This is a genomic window from Anabaenopsis elenkinii CCIBt3563, assembly GCF_015245355.1.
Taxonomy (GTDB): domain Bacteria; phylum Cyanobacteriota; class Cyanobacteriia; order Cyanobacteriales; family Nostocaceae; genus Anabaenopsis; species Anabaenopsis elenkinii.
Genome location: NZ_CP063311.1, coordinates 55,506 through 73,110, shown reverse-complemented (window position 1 = coordinate 73,110; position 17,605 = coordinate 55,506). Strand labels below are relative to the sequence as shown.

Annotated in this window: 17 protein-coding genes and 1 pseudogene; 7 read left to right on the top strand and 11 right to left on the bottom strand. The window is 41.0% G+C overall.

The window, feature by feature from the left end:
• The first annotated feature begins 74 nt into the window (after window positions 1-74).
• Together IM676_RS00360 and IM676_RS00355 are read left to right on the top strand one after the other, a co-directional pair.
• Window positions 75-1,625, top strand: coding sequence for an ATP-binding protein (locus IM676_RS00360; RefSeq protein WP_200988475.1), 1,551 nt, complete (start codon window positions 75-77; stop codon window positions 1,623-1,625).
• Between the two features lie 397 nt (window positions 1,626-2,022).
• The gene (locus IM676_RS00355; RefSeq protein WP_200988474.1) at window positions 2,023-3,402 is read left to right on the top strand and encodes a 2-succinylbenzoate--CoA ligase; all 1,380 of its coding nucleotides are present in this window, start codon (window positions 2,023-2,025) and stop codon (window positions 3,400-3,402) included.
• On the opposite strand, the gene IM676_RS00350 is transcribed toward IM676_RS00355, so the two are convergent.
• From IM676_RS00350 to IM676_RS00340, 3 genes are read right to left on the bottom strand one after another with little or no spacing between them, the layout of a single operon-like run.
• Window positions 3,385-3,831 carry an acyl-CoA thioesterase gene (locus IM676_RS00350; RefSeq protein WP_200988473.1) on the bottom strand — a complete coding sequence of 149 codons (447 nt, stop codon included), beginning with the start codon at window positions 3,829-3,831 and terminating at the stop codon, window positions 3,385-3,387. The genes IM676_RS00355 and IM676_RS00350 overlap by 18 nt on opposite strands.
• 14 nt (window positions 3,832-3,845) lie before the next feature.
• Window positions 3,846-4,934: a T3SS effector HopA1 family protein gene (locus tag IM676_RS00345; RefSeq protein WP_200988472.1), complete on the bottom strand. Its 1,089-nt coding sequence runs from the start codon at window positions 4,932-4,934 to the stop codon at window positions 3,846-3,848.
• A 53-nt stretch (window positions 4,935-4,987) separates the two neighbouring features.
• The gene (locus IM676_RS00340; RefSeq protein ID WP_200988471.1) at window positions 4,988-6,226 is read right to left on the bottom strand and encodes a phosphotransferase family protein; all 1,239 of its coding nucleotides are present in this window, start codon (window positions 6,224-6,226) and stop codon (window positions 4,988-4,990) included.
• Window positions 6,227-6,860: 634 nt separating this feature from the next.
• Between IM676_RS00340 and IM676_RS00335 the strand changes: the two genes are divergently transcribed.
• On the top strand, window positions 6,861-8,207 hold the full coding sequence (locus tag IM676_RS00335; RefSeq protein WP_200988470.1) for an ATP-binding protein: 1,347 nt from the start codon (window positions 6,861-6,863) through the stop codon (window positions 8,205-8,207).
• A gap of 225 nt (window positions 8,208-8,432) precedes the next feature.
• Complete coding sequence (locus IM676_RS00330; protein ID WP_200988469.1) at window positions 8,433-9,695, top strand: tellurite resistance TerB C-terminal domain-containing protein; 1,263 nt, start codon at window positions 8,433-8,435, stop codon at window positions 9,693-9,695.
• 73 nt (window positions 9,696-9,768) lie between these two features.
• Here IM676_RS00330 and IM676_RS00325 read toward each other — a convergent pair whose 3' ends face one another.
• The 6 genes and pseudogenes from IM676_RS00325 to IM676_RS00300 form a co-directional block, all read right to left on the bottom strand.
• Window positions 9,769-10,188 carry a ferric reductase-like transmembrane domain-containing protein gene (locus IM676_RS00325; RefSeq protein WP_200988468.1) on the bottom strand — a complete coding sequence of 140 codons (420 nt, stop codon included), beginning with the start codon at window positions 10,186-10,188 and terminating at the stop codon, window positions 9,769-9,771.
• Window positions 10,189-10,308: 120 nt separating this feature from the next.
• Window positions 10,309-10,431, bottom strand: a pseudogene (locus tag IM676_RS00320) (hypothetical protein); the annotation flags it as partial.
• Window positions 10,431-10,757, bottom strand: coding sequence for a type II toxin-antitoxin system HicB family antitoxin (locus IM676_RS00315; RefSeq protein WP_200988467.1), 327 nt, complete (start codon window positions 10,755-10,757; stop codon window positions 10,431-10,433). The pseudogene IM676_RS00320 and the gene IM676_RS00315, both read right to left, overlap by 1 nt.
• The gene (locus tag IM676_RS00310; protein WP_200988466.1) at window positions 10,750-11,004 is read right to left on the bottom strand and encodes a toxin HicA; all 255 of its coding nucleotides are present in this window, start codon (window positions 11,002-11,004) and stop codon (window positions 10,750-10,752) included. The genes IM676_RS00315 and IM676_RS00310 overlap by 8 nt, the downstream gene beginning before the upstream one ends.
• Window positions 11,005-11,170: 166 nt before the next feature.
• A complete protein-coding gene (gor, locus tag IM676_RS00305) occupies window positions 11,171-12,526 on the bottom strand; it encodes a glutathione-disulfide reductase (RefSeq protein WP_200988465.1) in 1,356 nt (451 codons plus the stop codon).
• 86 nt (window positions 12,527-12,612) lie between these two features.
• Window positions 12,613-13,143: a peroxiredoxin gene (locus IM676_RS00300; RefSeq protein WP_200988464.1), complete on the bottom strand. Its 531-nt coding sequence runs from the start codon at window positions 13,141-13,143 to the stop codon at window positions 12,613-12,615.
• A 165-nt stretch (window positions 13,144-13,308) separates the two neighbouring features.
• On the opposite strand from IM676_RS00300, the gene IM676_RS00295 reads away from it, so the two are divergent.
• The gene (locus IM676_RS00295) at window positions 13,309-13,746 is read left to right on the top strand and encodes a Fur family transcriptional regulator (RefSeq protein ID WP_200990013.1); all 438 of its coding nucleotides are present in this window, start codon (window positions 13,309-13,311) and stop codon (window positions 13,744-13,746) included.
• Window positions 13,747-13,790: 44 nt separating this feature from the next.
• Here IM676_RS00295 and hisG read toward each other — a convergent pair whose 3' ends face one another.
• On the bottom strand, window positions 13,791-14,438 hold the full coding sequence (hisG, locus tag IM676_RS00290; protein WP_200988463.1) for an ATP phosphoribosyltransferase: 648 nt from the start codon (window positions 14,436-14,438) through the stop codon (window positions 13,791-13,793).
• 57 nt (window positions 14,439-14,495) lie between these two features.
• Between hisG and rppA the strand changes: the two genes are divergently transcribed.
• Window positions 14,496-15,179, top strand: coding sequence for a two-component system response regulator RppA (gene rppA, locus IM676_RS00285; RefSeq protein WP_200988462.1), 684 nt, complete (start codon window positions 14,496-14,498; stop codon window positions 15,177-15,179).
• On the opposite strand, the gene IM676_RS00280 is transcribed toward rppA, so the two are convergent.
• Window positions 15,136-16,143, bottom strand: a complete 1,008-nt coding sequence (locus tag IM676_RS00280; RefSeq protein ID WP_200988461.1) for a 1-acyl-sn-glycerol-3-phosphate acyltransferase — start codon at window positions 16,141-16,143, stop codon at window positions 15,136-15,138. The two genes, rppA and IM676_RS00280, sit on opposite strands and share 44 nt — an antisense overlap.
• A 220-nt stretch (window positions 16,144-16,363) precedes the next feature.
• On the opposite strand from IM676_RS00280, the gene psbA reads away from it, so the two are divergent.
• Complete coding sequence (psbA, locus tag IM676_RS00275; RefSeq protein WP_200987021.1) at window positions 16,364-17,446, top strand: photosystem II q(b) protein; 1,083 nt, start codon at window positions 16,364-16,366, stop codon at window positions 17,444-17,446.
• Window positions 17,447-17,605: the final 159 nt, after the last annotated feature.

The following is a 17,605-nucleotide window of genomic DNA, read 5'->3' as shown; positions in this document are numbered from 1 at the left end:
ACCCATCACCCGTGAACCGTGAACCGTCAACAATCATAGAAGTTATAATTAAATCGGAGTATACATGAACTTTTATGACTAAATGGTTTAACACAGCAGGCCCTTGTAAGCCAGATATTCACTATACCCTACCCACTAGTGAACGGTTACCCCAATTAAAACGCCTGATTGAGCAAGAGAATTACTTTGTCATCCATGCACCCAGACAAACTGGTAAAACCACTGCCATGCTTACCTTAGCACAGGAATTAACAGCTAGTGGTAAATATACTGCCGTCATGGTATCCGCAGAACTAGGCTCGCCCTTTCCTGAGCAGCCAGAAATAGCAGAACAGGCAATTTTAGGTGCTTGGCGAGAGGCGGCCCGATTTTGGCTACCCAAGGAGCTAGAACCACCGGTGTGGCCAAATGCACTACCAGGACAACGGATAAATGCCGCTTTAACTGTCTGGGCAGAAACTTCTAAGCGCCCCTTAGTAGTGTTTATTGATGAAATTGACTCCCTGCAAAATCAAACTTTAATTACTGTCTTAAGACAGTTAAGGGATGGTTTCCCCCGTCGTCCCCAGAGCTTCCCCCAATGTGTAGCCTTAATTGGGATGCGGGATGTACGTGATTATAAGGTAGCTTCTGGTGGTACTGACAGGTTAAATACCTCTAGCCCCTTTAATATCAAGGTGGAATCTTTAACTTTAAGTAATTTCACTTTAGAAGATGTAAAGAGTTTATATGAACAACATACCCAAGCCACGGGGCAAATCTTTACCCCCGAAGCCATTAACCACGCCTACTATTTAACCCAGGGTCAACCTTGGTTAGTTAATGCGATCGCCCGTCAAGTTACAGAATACTTAGCAGAAGATGTGAATATCCCCATCACAGTAGATTTAATCAATCAAGCCAAAGATATCTTAATTCAAAGACAAGACACCCACTTAGATAGTTTAGCAGAGCGACTGCGAGAAGATAGGGTAAAAGCAATTATTCAACCCATGTTAGCCGGTGAACAGTTAGGCAATGTTCCTGATGATGATTTACGCTATGTGCTAGATTTAGGTTTATGTAAACGGGATAGAGGTGGTGGAATTGAAATTGCTAATCCTATCTATAGAGAGGTATTCCCCAAAACTTTAGCTAATGTCACAATTGCTTCTTTAACATCTGTTCAACCCACCTGGTTAACACCTAGTGGCAAACTCGATGCAATAGCATTGTTAGAGTCATTTTTAGACTTTTGGCGACAACACGGGGAACCATTATTTAAAAGTACCCCTTACCCAGAAATTGCTCCCCATTTAGTATTAATGGCATTTTTACACCGGGTGGTTAATGGTGGTGGTAGCTTAGAGCGGGAATACGCTATAGGCTCCGGGAGGATGGATATATGTCTGCGTTATGGGGATGTAGTATTAGGGATGGAATTAAAGGTATGGAAGCAGGGTAAACCCGACCCCTTACCCAAAGGATTGGTACAATTAGATAAGTATTTATCAGGATTAAATTTAGATACGGGATGGTTAATCATATTTGACCGTCGTCCGAATTTACCGCCTATCAGCGATCGCACTACCACCGAAATAGCCCTGAGTCCCTTGGGGAGAAATATTACAGTCATTCGGGGGTAGGTTTGGATTTGTTGACGGTTGACGGTTGACGGTTGACTGTTGACTGTTGACTGTTGACTGGGAAGAGGTGTGATCATCAACAGCCATTAGCTGGGGAATAAATTAAGCGTCTAATAGCGAAAGTCCACTAAAAGTGGACTGGTAGGTTACAGAAAATACTCTAGGCAATGATTGTTAACCATATTTATCGTGTTATATTTAACACATAGTCGGATAAATCCGACTTCAGCTTATGGCTAACGCCACGCTACCGCTATCAGACGGGGGTTTCTAACCCCCGGCTCCCGGTGGTCAAGCTTCATAGCGATATAACCCCCGGTTCCCGGTTGTGGTGGTAGGGGCGATCGCTGACCCGTCACCCGTCACCCGTATTTTATCTAGGTAGTAACTGCTGTAAATGTCTATCAAACCACCGAGATTTTATCTACATCAAATATGTAAGACAGATTTGCTCATTGGTGAAAATAATCAGCAACTGCAACAGGTAGCTCTAGAATTATATTTAGAACTACAGCAGTTAACACTGAGTGGCAATACTGCCAAAATTATTGTAGCAGAACGTGAACCAGTGAAATTTATAGCGGGTTTTCTGGCTGCTTGTGCTGCGAGTTGTCCAGTTTTTCTGTGTAACCCCGACTGGGGACAACAAGAATGGGAGCAAGTTTTAGATTTAGTGCAGCCAGATATTATTTTGGGAGTAGGAAAACCGAAGGTAAAAATGTTTCCCCATGGCGGTTATAGGGATTTTCCATACATCATGATTCCCACCGGTGGCTCATCGGGAAAAATTAAATTTGCTATGCACACTTGGGAAACTCTGATAGCATCTGTTAAAGGATTTACAGAATATTTTCAGGTAAATCAAGTTAATTCTTTTTGTATGTTACCTCTCTATCATGTCAGTGGTTTAATGCAGGTTATGCGTTCATTGACTACGGGAGGTAAATTAGCGATCGCACCATTAAAAACTTTAACATCTACACGAGAATATCAGATTAACCCTGAAAATTATTTTATATCTTTAGTACCCACACAATTACAACGCTTACTAGAGAGTTCCCAATTAACACAATGGCTCTCCCAATTCAGGACGGTACTGTTAGGAGGTGCGCCAGCATGGGAGGAATTGTTAACAAAAGCCAGATTTAATTGTATTCGGTTAGCACCTACTTATGGGATGACAGAAACAGCTTCTCAAATTGCCACCCTCAAACCAGATGATTTTCTCAATGGTATAATCAACTGTGGTCAAATTCTCCCCCATGCCCAGGTAAAGATTCGCAATCAACAAGGTAAAATTTTAACTGGTAATCAAACTGGAAATATTACCATCCAGGCGCAATCATTAGCTCTGGGGTACTACCCCCAAACCTGGGATAATCTCAATTATTTCTCAGTAGACGACTTAGGATATTTAGATGCACAAGGCTATTTAAATATAGTGGGGCGTAACAGCGACAAAATTATCACAGGGGGAGAAAATATTTACCCAGGGGAAATTGAAGCCGCAATTAGGACTACACAAATGGTCAAAGATGTTTGTGTCATCGGCTTACCAGATAAATACTGGGGACAAGCAGTAACGGCGATTTATGTTCCCCAATGTCCCCAGATTTCCAGTTTAGAAATACAAACCGAACTAAATCAAAGACTGAGTAAGTTCAAAGTTCCCAAACACTGGATTCCTGTAGACAGGTTACCCCGCAATGCTCAAGGTAAAATCAACCGCCAAGAACTCCAGAAAATAGCCACCGAACATTTACAAAATCTCTCTTAACTTTCTTCTTTCTAGCGCTTTTGTCTCTTGGCGGTTAGTTTCCAACCACTGAATCATCTCAGCAGATAAATCCCGCTTATTTCTGCTGACCAAATCAATACAAACGTGTCGAGTCACAGCCTTAGCAACTAGAACATCTGCAACTATGATTTCATAACTAACTTCAAACTTATTGGGAGTTATTTGATGGGGAAATAAACTTACTTCTAACTGGTCTCCACAGAACATCGGGCGAAAAAAATCCACATTAGCATGAACAATAGGAATCGCCACAGATGGATGAGTAAAAAAATCTTTGAGATTAATACCCGATACTTCTAGAGATGCTTCATAGGCTTCATGACAAATAGATAAAGCATGGGCAAAATAAACTACTCCAGCCCCATCTGTATCTGCAAGGCGAATAGTGCGATGATAGGTAAAACACATTATGGTAAAACAGATTATTTTAAAGGGTAGTAGATATCCTCAGAACTGGGATTGAGGTAGGGACGCTGCAAATCAATGGAATGTTGAGCAAAATGTTGCTCAATCATTCTCATACGCTCCTCCATTGTATTTTGACCTTTTTTCCAAGCCTCCAACAAGGCATTGGCGACAATTTGGCAACGGTTGATCCCAAAACTTTCCTGGGCGGCGAATTTTTGGGTAGGCTCTTCAGCTAAACCCAATCCCGGAGCTAAAAACTTAGTAAATAAGGGTATTTCAGCTTGAAAATGAGATTCACACCCCCTATAAACACTCTGAAGGATTTTGTGCAATGCTGGATAGTCCTGAGCTTCAAAGTAGAGTATACCTGAGTCATAGCGTCCATAGGCAGCGGGATGATAGAGAACCTGAAAGGTAAAAGCAATATTGGCTGCGTTGAGTTGTTGGGTCAGTCCATCCATGCAGGCGATCGCACCAGATGAGCTAAAATTAAAGTAGATTCTCCCCGTACCTAAATTCCCATCTGGGTGAGTGTGCTTTTCCTGTCCTACATTGCTAACTGCTAAGTAGCAGCCTTTTTGCAGTCGGTTTTTAGGCATCCAAATCGCTACTAATTCCCCCACCTTGGGAGATTTTTTACTGGGTTTAAGATGGCAGTCTGGCTCAATATATAGGGTCAAACCACCTTTAATGACTGCCATAGTACCATCCGGTTCTCGACTCAAGACCCGCCAACTAGGGTCAAAATAACCTTTACCATGATTACTTGTGTGTAGTTGTTCGTAAAATCCCCAATCCACATCTAAGAGAGAATGAGTTTCTAAATTTTGGTGTCCCCAGTAATTAGTAGTTTCATTATCTAAGGCCAAGGTGGTTTTTAGGGAACCATTGTAGTAGATACCGTAAAGGAAATTGCGTACTAGTAGGGTCAGATATTTATGCTGTAAAGCCGGCGCATTTTGTTGAAATCTTTGTGCTACCTGAACAGGTAAAGCAAAGGGTTGATAATCTGGGTGGGAAATGCAAAATTTAGCACTGATATTGATATTTTTAGCAATATCTAGGAGAGAGGTTTGCAATGTATTGGTGGGACAGTATAGCATTACTAGATATTAAAAATTACTTAAACAAACATGGTGGGAATATCTGGCTGTGATTAACAACCGCGTAGGCGAGTTTTTTGGTAATAAAGAGGAACTAATTGCTGTTGTTTGTCTCTGTGGGGGATTTGATGAAATTCTGCCAGGGGGTTGAGAATTTCCCACTGAGAAACGCCGAAAATACTCAAGATAGATTCTTGTGGTGTGGTCAGCAGATTTTTAGCAACATCAATCATATAAATGTCACTGTTGCCAAAATGTTTATGAGATTTAATATTTGCTTGAATTTGATTAATCAGCGCCAGTCCTGTAAACTGCATAACTCGGGCAAGAAACTCACTTTGGTACTCCATAATCATGGGAAAAGTTTTCACATAAGCCCGAATTAACCCCAGTAATGAAGGTTGTAGTAACTCTAAGGGTGTAATCGCTAAATGTAGGGATTCTTGTAACTCAAGGGTGGGATCTACTACTAAGCTAGAAAGCCAAATTCTTAAATAGCTGGCGATGAGGGTACCTACATCAAAGGCGGGGTCTCCCCAACCACAAGCTTCCCAATCAATCAGTTTAATCAGGCAATTATCTAACTGATGCCAACGAGAATGAATTAAGATATTATTTAAGCTTAGGTCGTTATGGGTCAAGCAGCAGGGTTGCCATTCATAAGCCAAATCGGCGATCGCTGATTCTAAACTCTGATAACCTTGGTAGAGAAGGTAAAAGTTTAACGCCTCAGTGGGAACTGTACCAAATATTTCTGGGGTAATAGAATCTACCCCTTGGGCTGGATTGTAAAAGCTATAACGAAACTGTCCTTGAGGCGCAGTTGACATAAACTGACGATATTCTCGCTGTTGGAAAGTAGCCCGATGTAGTCCTGCTAATGTAGTACCAATGGCGGTAGCAATTTCTGGCGGAAAAATATCTTTATGGAGATAAAATTCTCCTAGTTCCAAATATTCAGTTAAGTAGTTACGAACAAGGATGGAATTTTCCGCATCAAAACTTACTATTAGTGGTGCGATCTCAGTTATATTACCTATAACTGGAAACTGCTGTAAAAACTGCTGAAATAGCCACTCATTAAAGAAATCATGGGAGTTTCCATAGTTTACGAGATCACATTTTTGTTTAACCAGCAGTTTTTGATTATCTCCTAAACTCAAGAGTAAATTTAAGTTATGTTGACTACTTGTGAGCAACTCATATTGATTCAATGCTCCATCTTGTGAGCAATACATACCTCTTTCTTTCAGGTATTCGATAACTTTCTCAGAAGACAGTGGTAATAACATGTATGATGTCCTACTTGGTAAAAGTACCGTTGCTTGAGATTAATTTGCCAGTTTCGATACACAGCAAAAATTGAACCAATCTATTCATATCTCATCTGTCAAATTAAAACTTGCCATAATGGCAAGATAACTTGAACTTTTGCTTTAAATTAGGGTGGTAAACACTGTATAGCCTTAACTTTTCACCGCCGAACACCAGCAATAAAACAACTATCCACAGATGGATATGAGCAAATTTAAGCATTGATTCCTGGCTGATGCTCTCTGGTTTTACTGATACAGTTCTGCCTAATATTGTAGTATTAATAACTAATTACATCATTGTCACTGTCACTAATTATTGACTAAGACTAATTATGATTCTCAATATCTAAACTAGAAGCACCAGAATCCTCAAAACCATAAAAATTATATACAGCCCTATTTTTATAGATCATCACCAAGGACAAAAAACCGGATATTTTCAGCAAATCAAAGATTAATAATATATCCCGGAGGAATCGGTTTCAGGGTAGACAAAGATCACACATTCACATTCACCGGGTCTATGTTAACAGCCATGTAGATTTTGACTTACTACCAGGGTTAGCAGACAATTGACCATAGCAACTGATCTCAACTCCCCCGTTAATTGATGGATAATCTAGCGATGCCACGTAATTCATCCTATAGTCATAGCCAGGTTCAATTTCTCCAATGTCAAGCAGCATCACTTTTACTCTACCAATCTGTGCTGGAAAGCGAAGTGGGGATGGCATTCCTTGACCTGTTGCTAGCTATACGTTACACTGATGCTGATGCACGGACTTGTCTTAAAGCTTATGGCAGTTATTTTTATGCCTTAAGTGCTCAACATCAAAATTGGGAAGACTACCTAATTAGTCAAATTCTCCGTAGCGAGAATCCTTTTAGTAAACTGTCTCAACAGCAAGACTTTGAGGATTTACCCCGGGCATTACTAGCCGCAGTGGAGCATGATTTACAGGTGTTGCAGAATCTTTATGAATGTAGTAGTGCTTCTTTGAGCGAGTGGGTGCAAACTGTAGCCCAGTTACCCATTTCACCTATTGTCTGGTACACAGAACAAAACATCAGTATAGAGACAAAATTCAAATTTCTGCTACAAAAGTTAGATAATTGGGGCGATGCTGTGGAAGATTTGGCAGCTCATTATCGTCAGTTTGGCACAGGCTTATTTGTAGAGTATCATGCTTTGCGCTGGCAAGAAGGTAAGTTTGTGGGTATCAAGCACCCTGACCCGATCAACCTGAACACTTTAGTGGGTTACGAGTCTCAACAAGAAACTTTAATCAAAAATACAGAGTTTTTATTATCAGGGGAAGTGGCACAGCATATACTACTTTATGGTAGTCGGGGGTCGGGGAAATCTTCTCTGGTCAAAGCTTTGTTAAATGAGTATGGCGATCGCCATCTACGCTTGGTGGAAGTCGCAAAATCTGATTTGCACAATTTGCCCAAAATTGTCGAGCAGTTGCGGGGAGTACCACAAAAATTTATTATCTTTGTTGATGACCTTTCCTTTGAAGAAGATGATGATGCTTTTAAAGCACTTAAGGTAGTTTTGGAAGGTAACTTGACTGCACGTCCCCAAAATGTGGTGGTTTATGCTACTTCCAACCGTCGCCACTTAATTCGCGAGTTTTTTGCAGACAGACCTACCCCCAAAGATCATGACGAAATCCACTCCTGGGATACAATGCAGGAAAAGCTTTCTTTTAGCGATCGCTTTGGTATCACTCTCACTTTTGCACCAGCAGATCAGGATACTTATTTAAAAATTGTTCAACATCTAGCGGCACAAGCCCAAATTGATATTACTCCAGAAGATTTAGAATATCAAGCATTACAGTGGGCAACCCGCCACAATGGTCGTTCTGGACGTACAGCACGGCAGTTTATTGATTTCTTAAAAGCAGATTTGACAGTATCTCATCCCCATACACATCAACTCGATAGTTAGTACAATTAAACATCCATGAAATAATCACTGAAAATCGATGACAAGCTCCTATGCTCATCTTTGTTTACTTTTAATATGAAATTAATTCTCTGGTGATATTTTGTTCTAGTAAACCCTAAAATCCACCAATAGTTAAAGTTAGATATTTCACAATCATATTGCTTAGTAGTAATGACATTAAAACATACCTATCCTGACAACTCAAGTACCCTGAAAAAACCAAATATGCAATCTGCAATCATCAGCAATCGATATATTCTAGGTATCATTGCTTTTAGTGTCAGCTTTGGCATTAGTCTTGTACCACAGTGGAATTTTAACCAAGCCTTAATCACCGGTATAATTACTATAATTTCTACCTATGCAGCCACATTATTTATAGATAGACGCCGCAGCAATTATGAAATGATGATTTTAAATTCTAATCGCCAGCGCATTAAAGAATTGGAAGGACTAAAACGCCGCCTGGTTAAGGAAGTTAATCAAATAGAAGAGATACGTAACCTATTGTACGCTGATTCACAGAGCTTGGAGAATCAAATCTTAGAATCTCGCACTCAAAGAGATAAAGTTCATAGAGATATAGGCATATTTGCATCCCAGAAAAAGCAGTTAGAAACCGACACCATTAACCTAACTGCTCAAATAGAAAGTTTGGAACAAAACAAAATAGAACTGCATCATACTTGCTCTCAAATGACAACCGAAAAACGTCGTCTGGAGTTGAATTGTAATAGCTTTCGTGCTGAAATTATGCAGTTGCAGAATCAAATTTCTCAACTCCAGGAAGAAAAAAAAGAGCTTGAGAATAATGTGACTCTGCTAGATAGACTCAAACCCCAACTAGAGGAAAAAATGTATGAACTGCGAACTGAAATCCAAGCACTAGAAACACAGATTAACGAGCAAAAACAATTATTATTATCTACCAAAACTGAAACGGAAAATTTAGCCGAAAATCTCAATTACCTAGAAAGTCAAATCAACCAAAAGCAATCAGAATTACAGCAGATCACATCAGAACTCTCCTTATTGCAAGCAGAAAGAGACTCATTACAAAGCCAAGTATGGGAATTACTTCAACAACCAGAAACATTGAATCCAGAACTATCACCTGAAAATTGCCATGAAGATGGCAATGATGTGTTTCCTTTTACGGAGTTAATTGATTCTGTAAAGACAATCAATACATCTGAGATTTTACCTGAACAATGGCAGAAACTTTTAGAAATCCTCCCCAACCATGAAATTCAGGCGTTAAAAGCTATAGTAGAACAAGAGCATCCCCTGGTAACTATTGAGGAAATCGCCCAAGCCAACAGTACCACGCCCAGTTTATTAATTGATTCTCTCAATGAACACGCCCAGGATGCTATTGGAGAATTAATAATTACAACTAATGGGGAACATCCTCAAGTGTCTGAGGAGCATATAGTTAACGCCAGAAAAATCCTGGCTATGGCTGTAGATGTCTTTTCCAGTCTATAATTACTCTTTGAATGAATAAACACATAATAATAAAGCCAATCAATACTGATAATGGAGTTAAATAACTCCAAGATTATGACATTTTATCTAAGATATGCCAGGGAAGGATAAAGATGAGCAGGTAAGTTAATCTGTGCATATTCTGCCATTTCTTTTTTAATAGTTTGACACTCCAATCATTAGAAGTAATTGCTAGTAAAGTTAGAATAAAAAATGAGAATATTCCTTGAAAGTAATGAATATAAGTAAGAGGATTTAAGAAATCAATATTGTGTTTAAACACTATCAGTAAACCATGACTGCAAGCTAAAACATAGGATGCAATACCAATAATTCGCCGTTTTTTTCCTAACCAACGTAAGGTTTGGTTTTGGCGCGTTTTGGGGAAAACAGTTTTGAATATGCTAGGCGTTAAAGTCAATATGTAAGCTATCAGTGCGATGAAGCCAAAAAAGTTAGCCAGGGGTACAGACTCAAGAGATATGGATAACATAGTCTTAGTAAATACTATTAGTTATATAATATACTGCATATCTCCACAAATCAAGTAAAAAAAACTGCCCTATAAGATATTCTGTTCTAAGGCAGTGTGTAAATTTATTCAACTAATAACCTATCGCATGGTAACAAATTCCTCAGCCGAGGTGGGATGAATACCGACGGTGGGATCAAAATCAGCCTTGGTAGCACCCATCTTCAGGGCGATCGCCACTCCTTGTATAATTCTTGTATAATTTAGGATGCCAGTTTCAGGCTGATATAGCGATTTAAGCTGACATTTTCCTCAGCTGCTTCTATAACTAATCTACGGTGAAGCTCAGGAGGAATACGAACTTGAAATTTACCACTGTAGCTTCTTTCTGCAATGGGTTCTGGAATCCTCTCATTATTCGCCGCCATATCAGCTACTACATCTTTTACCAAGTTTGTAATACCTTCAAGTGCAGTAGAACGATTTTCGTGGAGATAAGATAGACCTGGAAATTCAGCACACAGTCCCACAAATTCTTGATCCTCCGTTGACCAAGTAACTCTATAGGTGTAGTGGTCGTGGTTAACCATCTTTCATTTCCTCAATTTTTTCAATCGCGTCCAAAACCTGCTTTACCTGATAAACCTTTGCTTTGCCATTTTTTTCTTGAATGTTAATGCGCGGATTTCCAGACCAGGGTGTTTTATAAACACAATGGCTTGTTGCTTGCTGTCTGGGTTCTCCAAAATAATGATTGCAAACCTTGACTAAATCGGCAAAGTTGACATTCTGAGGATTGTTTCTTAATTGAGCAAGGAGTTTCTCTATTTGTGCCATACGTTTTTTTTAATCGTTAATAACGTAATGACAGCTTTAAACAGCAAGTTGGTATTAACTTCTTTATATTAGTATTAATAGTAGTACTATGTCAAGGGTGAAGATTTATTGATCGGGCGTAAAACCCCATCCCCTCGTGGGTGGGGCCTTTGACCCAACTAATAACCTATCGCATGGTGACAAATTCCTCAGCAGAGGTGGGATGAATACCGACGGTGGCATCAAAATCAGCTTTAGTAGCACCCATCTTCAGGGCGATCGCCACTCCTTGTATAATTTCAGCAGCGCTATTACCCACCATATGGGCCCCTAAAACCTTGTTATTACTTTGATCAACCACTAATTTCATCATGGTTTTTTCATCCTTACCAGGCAATGTATAATACATTGGTCTAAAGCGACTGCGGTAAACTTTAATCGCATTACCATATTTTGCCCTGGCCTGTGCCTCAGTTAAGCCAACCGTTGCCGCCTCTGGAGTAGTAAAAATTGCTGTAGGTACATTTTCGTAACTCATCCTACGGCACTTATTACCAAATACCGTATCTGCAAAGGCTCGCCCCTCATTAATCGCCACAGGAGTTAAATTAATATTATCTGTACAATCTCCTACCGCATAGATATTTTCTTCCGTAGTTTGACTGTATTGATCTACAATAATCGCGCCTTTACTATCGAGCTGAACCTGAGTATTTTCTAAACCTAACTTTTGCGTGTTGGGTTTACGACCAGTAGCTGCTAAACTCACCACATCCACAACTACCGTTTCCTCCTCCTCATCACCCCGACGGATTCTAACGTTAATACCCTCTGGGGTTTTTTCTATAGCAGTCAATTGGGAATTGGGGAGAATTTGAATACCATGCTTACCCATTCCTTCCTGAATTTCATTGCGTAAATCTTCATCAAAACCACGCAAAATCTTGTCATGACGAATTATCTGGGTAACTTCGCTACCCATACCATTGAGAATACAAGCAAATTCTGAACCGATGTATCCCCCCCCTAAAATCACTATGCGTTGAGGTTTTTCCTGCAAATGAAAAATATCATCGGAAGTAATAGCGTGTTCAATTCCGGGAATATCGGGCTTAATAGGATAACCACCTACTGCAATTAAAACTTTATCAGCAGTAACTTGACGCTCCCCCACCTGAATTGTATGAGCATCAATAAAGGTACCGTATCCTTCCCAGACTTCCACTTGGGAATTATCCAGCATCTTTTGATAAATACCATTGAGGCGAGTTACTTCATTGTTAACCGCCGTGATCATCTTTTCCCAGTCCAGGGAACTTTCCACCGCACTCCAACCATATCCTTGAGCTTCTGCAAACAAGTCAGGAAAATGGGATGCATAGACCATTAACTTTTTAGGGACACAGCCACGATTTACGCAGGTTCCGCCCAGTCGGTCAAACTCAGCCACCCCTACCTTAGCTCCATATTCCGCCGCTCGTCTAGCGGTGGCAATACCACCAGACCCAGCACCAATTACAAATAAGTCGAAATCGTAACTCATGTGTCCCTCAAATTTTAGATTTCCATCTGGGGAAAGGGCAATGCCCAATTCCCAGTCCCTTAAAATATTACACACCAGTAGGAGTTTTAGGCTCCTTTGAGGTAATTCAGCATGGTGTCTGCATCGGAAACTTCAAATGGGTCTGTAGGACAGTTATCTTCGTAACCAGCCTCAATGAAAATCTTTTCAATTTTGCAGTCATTCACTACCATTGAGTAGCGCCAAGACCGCAGACCAAAGCCCAGGTTAGACTTATCAACTAACATCCCCATTTTCCGGGTAAATTCCCCATTGCCATCGGGTAATAAAAATACCTTATCAGCCCCCTGTTGTTTACCCCATTGGAACATAACAAAGGCATCATTTACAGATACACAAATGACTTCATCAATACCCAGGGCTTTGAATTGGTCATATAGTTCTTCATAGCGGGGGAGGTGAGATGTGGAGCAGGTGGGGGTAAAAGCTCCAGGTAGTGAAAATACTACTACACGCTTACCACCAAAAATATCTTGTGTGGTGCGGTCTTGCCAACGGAAGGGGTTGGGGCCACCAATGGACTCGTCACGCACCCGGGTTTTGAAGACAACATTGGGAACTTTTTCGATCACAGCCATAGTAATATTATCATCACTTAGAATTATCTCAGAATAATTCTTATTTAGGAAAATTTCAATAGTTATAAATACTTAAATATTCAATTAGTGAACACATAATACTAATTTATTAGTGGCGGTGACTATAATAGGGACATCGTTAAAATGCAAAATGTAGCAGTAAATATGCAGCAAGAGGCACACACAATTATTCAAACCTTGAAATCTAAAGGTTTGAGGGTGACTCCTCAGAGGTTTGCAGTTTATGCAAATTTGTTATCTCGGTGTGATCACCCTACAGTTGAGACCATCCTGGCGGATATCAACAAAGAGTTTCCCGTGTCATCCCAGGCGACTATTTACAGTTCTCTACAAGCTCTGCGAGAGGTGGGCCTTGTCCGGGAGGTATTACTAGAAGAGGGGGTTTGTCGCTATGATGCCAATGTAGAACCCCATCATCACTTTTACTGTAGTCGGTGTGGTGCCATTGAAGATATTCCTTGGGAAAAATTTCAATGTATAGATATTAACAACATATCAACGGGTATACACTGTGAAAGCTATGAGGTGATTGTTAGGGGTTGGTGCGATGGCCGCAGAGGAAATCTCTGCCCTACCGAATAAATAATTACTCCAGAATGATTAAAACATCCTGGAGATTACTGATATTAAACTACAGTTACAGCCACTTCTTGGCGCAGTTGTTCCACTAATTGATGCAAGTTACCCGTGTTAAGACGGTAACTTAAAGGATGAGCAATCAACCGCGCCGTACTTTCATACAAAGTGGTAATTTCTACTAAACCATTCTCCCGTAGAGTCCGCCCGGTAGAAACTAAATCGACAATCGCCTCTGACATTCCTGTAATCGGGCCTAGTTCTACTGAACCATACAGGGGTACAATTTCTATGGGTAGATCCAGACTGTGGAAATATTCACGAGCGCAATTAACATACTTAGAAGCAACTCGACCATGGGGAGGTAAATCTAAAGGTGATTTATAGGCACTAGATGCTTTTACAGCCACCGACATTCGGCAATGACCAAACTGTAAATCAACTAAATGTGCAACTTGGGGTTTTTTCTCCCGCAGCACATCATAACCAATAATCCCCAACTGTGCCTGACCATATTCTACATATACAGGTACATCTTGACCCCGCACCAGTAGCCCTGTTGCTCGCCCACTAGCGTCGGGAATTTGCAGTTGACGCATTCCAGAATCTAAAAAAGCGCTAAAATCCAATCCTACAGACTTGAGGAGGCGGATGCTATTTTTGAGTAGTTCCCCTTTGGGCAATGCTACAGTGAACATTTTCTTTTTGACAGTTAATTTATCTTGAGAATATCTTGATTGCTTACCACAAGCAGCATGAGAATTTTATTAGTTGACGATGAAATTGAACTTACTGACCCCTTAAGTCGCGTGTTAACCCGGGAGGGTTACAGTGTCGATGTAGCTTATGATGGTGTCCTTGGTAGGCAATTTGCCACGGCAGCTACTTATGATTTACTGATTTTAGATTGGATGCTACCAGGGAAAACAGGTTTAGAGATTTGTCAGGAGTTGCGCCGCCAAGGTAAAACTACCCCTGTACTATTTCTCACAGCTAAAGATACTCTAGATGACCGCGTACAAGGTTTAGATGCAGGTGCTGATGATTATTTAGTCAAACCCTTTGAACTGCGAGAATTATTAGCACGAGTTAGGGCTTTGTTACGTCGTGCTGGTTCCCCCACCCATGAAACCACCCTGGGACGCTTGATTGTGGCTGATTTACAACTAGATTATCAAAATCAAGTGGCTTATCGTCAAGGACGGGTGATTGAGTTATCTCAAAAAGAAACTCAACTGCTAAAATACTTTATGGAAAATACAGGCAACCTACTGACCCATACCCAGATTTTACAAAATCTCTGGCACCAAGATCAAGAACAGCCAAATAGTAATGTGATCGCTGCTTTGATTCGCCTACTGCGGCGGAAAATTGAACTAGGGAAAGAACAACCACTCATTCATACTGTTTACGGGAAAGGCTACCGTTTCGGAAGTTAAACCTCAAGTTTTTTATTTGCATTTGTAGTTTTTTTCGCAGCTGTTGTGCTTGCTCATAGATGGCTTTACGTTTTTGCACTGGTTTGATTGTTTCTAAAGGTTGGATAAAGTAATTAAGCTGGGTTCTCATCGCCCAGACTCCCATGGAGGGAAATATAATTAGAACAATTATTAATGGTGATATCGGTAGGAAGGGTAGTTTAAATATTTTTTGCAGTTTCTTGATGTTGACTGTCCAGGGATGCAATGATTCATTACCAATACACAAAACTGGCAAAATTGGCACTTGATAGCGATCGCTCAGTTCCATAAAACTGATATCGAATTTTTGCAGTTGATAGCGTTGACTCCAACCTTTGAGAGGTCCGCGTAATCCTTCGGGAGCGTATAATAAGGTTTTACCCTGGGCGATCGCTGTTTCAAAGTCATTCCTGTTAGCTCGCACAGCACCCAAAACCCGTGACCATTGCGACGGTAACCACCACACCACCCAAGGATGTTCAAACAATGATACCCCCGCTAACGGTTGTACTCTCCAACCCCGCGCTTCCCCTAATAAATAACCCAAACAGATAAAGTCCCAGGGAAAACACATCCCCGCATGATTCATCGCTACAATTATCGGACCTGTGCTGGGTAAGTTCTCGATTCGCTGCAATTTTGCCCGAAAATAATATTTTACAATGGGATTCAGCACTTCTTCCCGAAATGCCTCTTGATACTTGGGGTTAAATTCCGCCAGATCATTTCTGGGTGAACGACAACCCAAACGCAACCACCGCATCAAAAAAGCTAGATAAAATCCCCCAGGAATTAAGAACAGTAGATATTCTAGCCCCCGCCAACCATCAGGATCTGTATAGTAATGTTGCCAGTGGCGATTAAATAAGATCAGCCAACCGGGAGGATACCATAAACAAAACCAGTCAAACCAGCTAAATCGATATTTATAGCTTTGGTTCATCTTGACTACTAATTAGATGCGATGACAGTTTGATTGAGTATACCTTTTTCCTTAAGATCCTCCTCTTGAATTGAACTAATGATAAGTAAAACTTACATCAAGCATAATTTTTATTAAAAAAATACCCCTTGCCAAACATTTGTAAACAATTGTAAAGTAGTCTCATAGACAGAAAACAAACCTGTCTGATTCATACATACATAACCGCAATCATAAACAAATGACCACAACCTTACAACAGCGCCAAAGCGCCAACGTATGGGATCGCTTTTGCGAATGGATCACCAGCACCGATAACCGGATTTACATCGGTTGGTTCGGCGTCCTCATGATACCCACCCTCCTAGCTGCTACCACCTGCTTCATCATCGCCTTCATCGCTGCTCCCCCCGTAGACATCGATGGTATCCGCGAACCAGTAGCTGGCTCCTTAATTTACGGAAACAACATCATCTCTGGTGCAGTTGTTCCTTCCTCCAACGCCATCGGCTTACACTTCTACCCCATTTGGGAAGCAGCTTCCTTAGATGAGTGGTTGTACAACGGTGGTCCTTACCAGTTGGTAATTTTCCACTTCCTGATTGGTTGCGCTTGCTACCTAGGTCGTCAGTGGGAACTATCTTACCGCTTGGGAATGCGTCCTTGGATCTGTGTAGCTTACTCTGCACCTTTGGCATCTGCTACCGCAGTATTCCTCATCTACCCCATCGGTCAAGGTTCATTCTCTGATGGTATGCCTTTAGGTATCTCTGGAACCTTCAACTTCATGATTGTGTTCCAAGCAGAACACAACATCTTGATGCACCCCTTCCATATGTTAGGTGTAGCTGGTGTATTCGGTGGTTCTCTGTTCTCTGCAATGCACGGTTCCTTGGTAACTTCCTCCTTAGTACGTGAAACAACCGAAACCGAATCTCAAAACTACGGTTACAAGTTCGGACAAGAAGAAGAAACCTACAACATTGTAGCTGCTCACGGTTACTTTGGTCGCTTAATCTTCCAATACGCTTCCTTCAACAACAGCCGTTCACTACACTTCTTCCTAGCTGCTTGGCCTGTAATTGGTATCTGGTTTACCGCACTGGGTGTAAGCACCATGGCGTTCAACTTGAACGGTTTCAACTTCAACCAATCAGTAATTGACTCTCAAGGTCGCGTCATCGCTACCTGGGCTGATGTCATCAACCGCGCTAACCTGGGTATGGAAGTAATGCACGAGCGTAACGCTCACAACTTCCCCTTAGACTTGGCTGCTGGTGAAGTTGCTCCTGTTGCTTTGACTGCTCCTGCAATCAACGGCTAAGAGATTCAGGTTCAGAAACTTAAATAATACTTTCTCTGCTTGATTAAAGCGCCCTTCCTACCGGATGGGCGCTTTTGGTTTGGTAATACAGCAGTTTCTACCTAGATAAAATACAGCTATTAATTGTAAAACTATTGTGGGGTAGGCATCCTGCCCGCT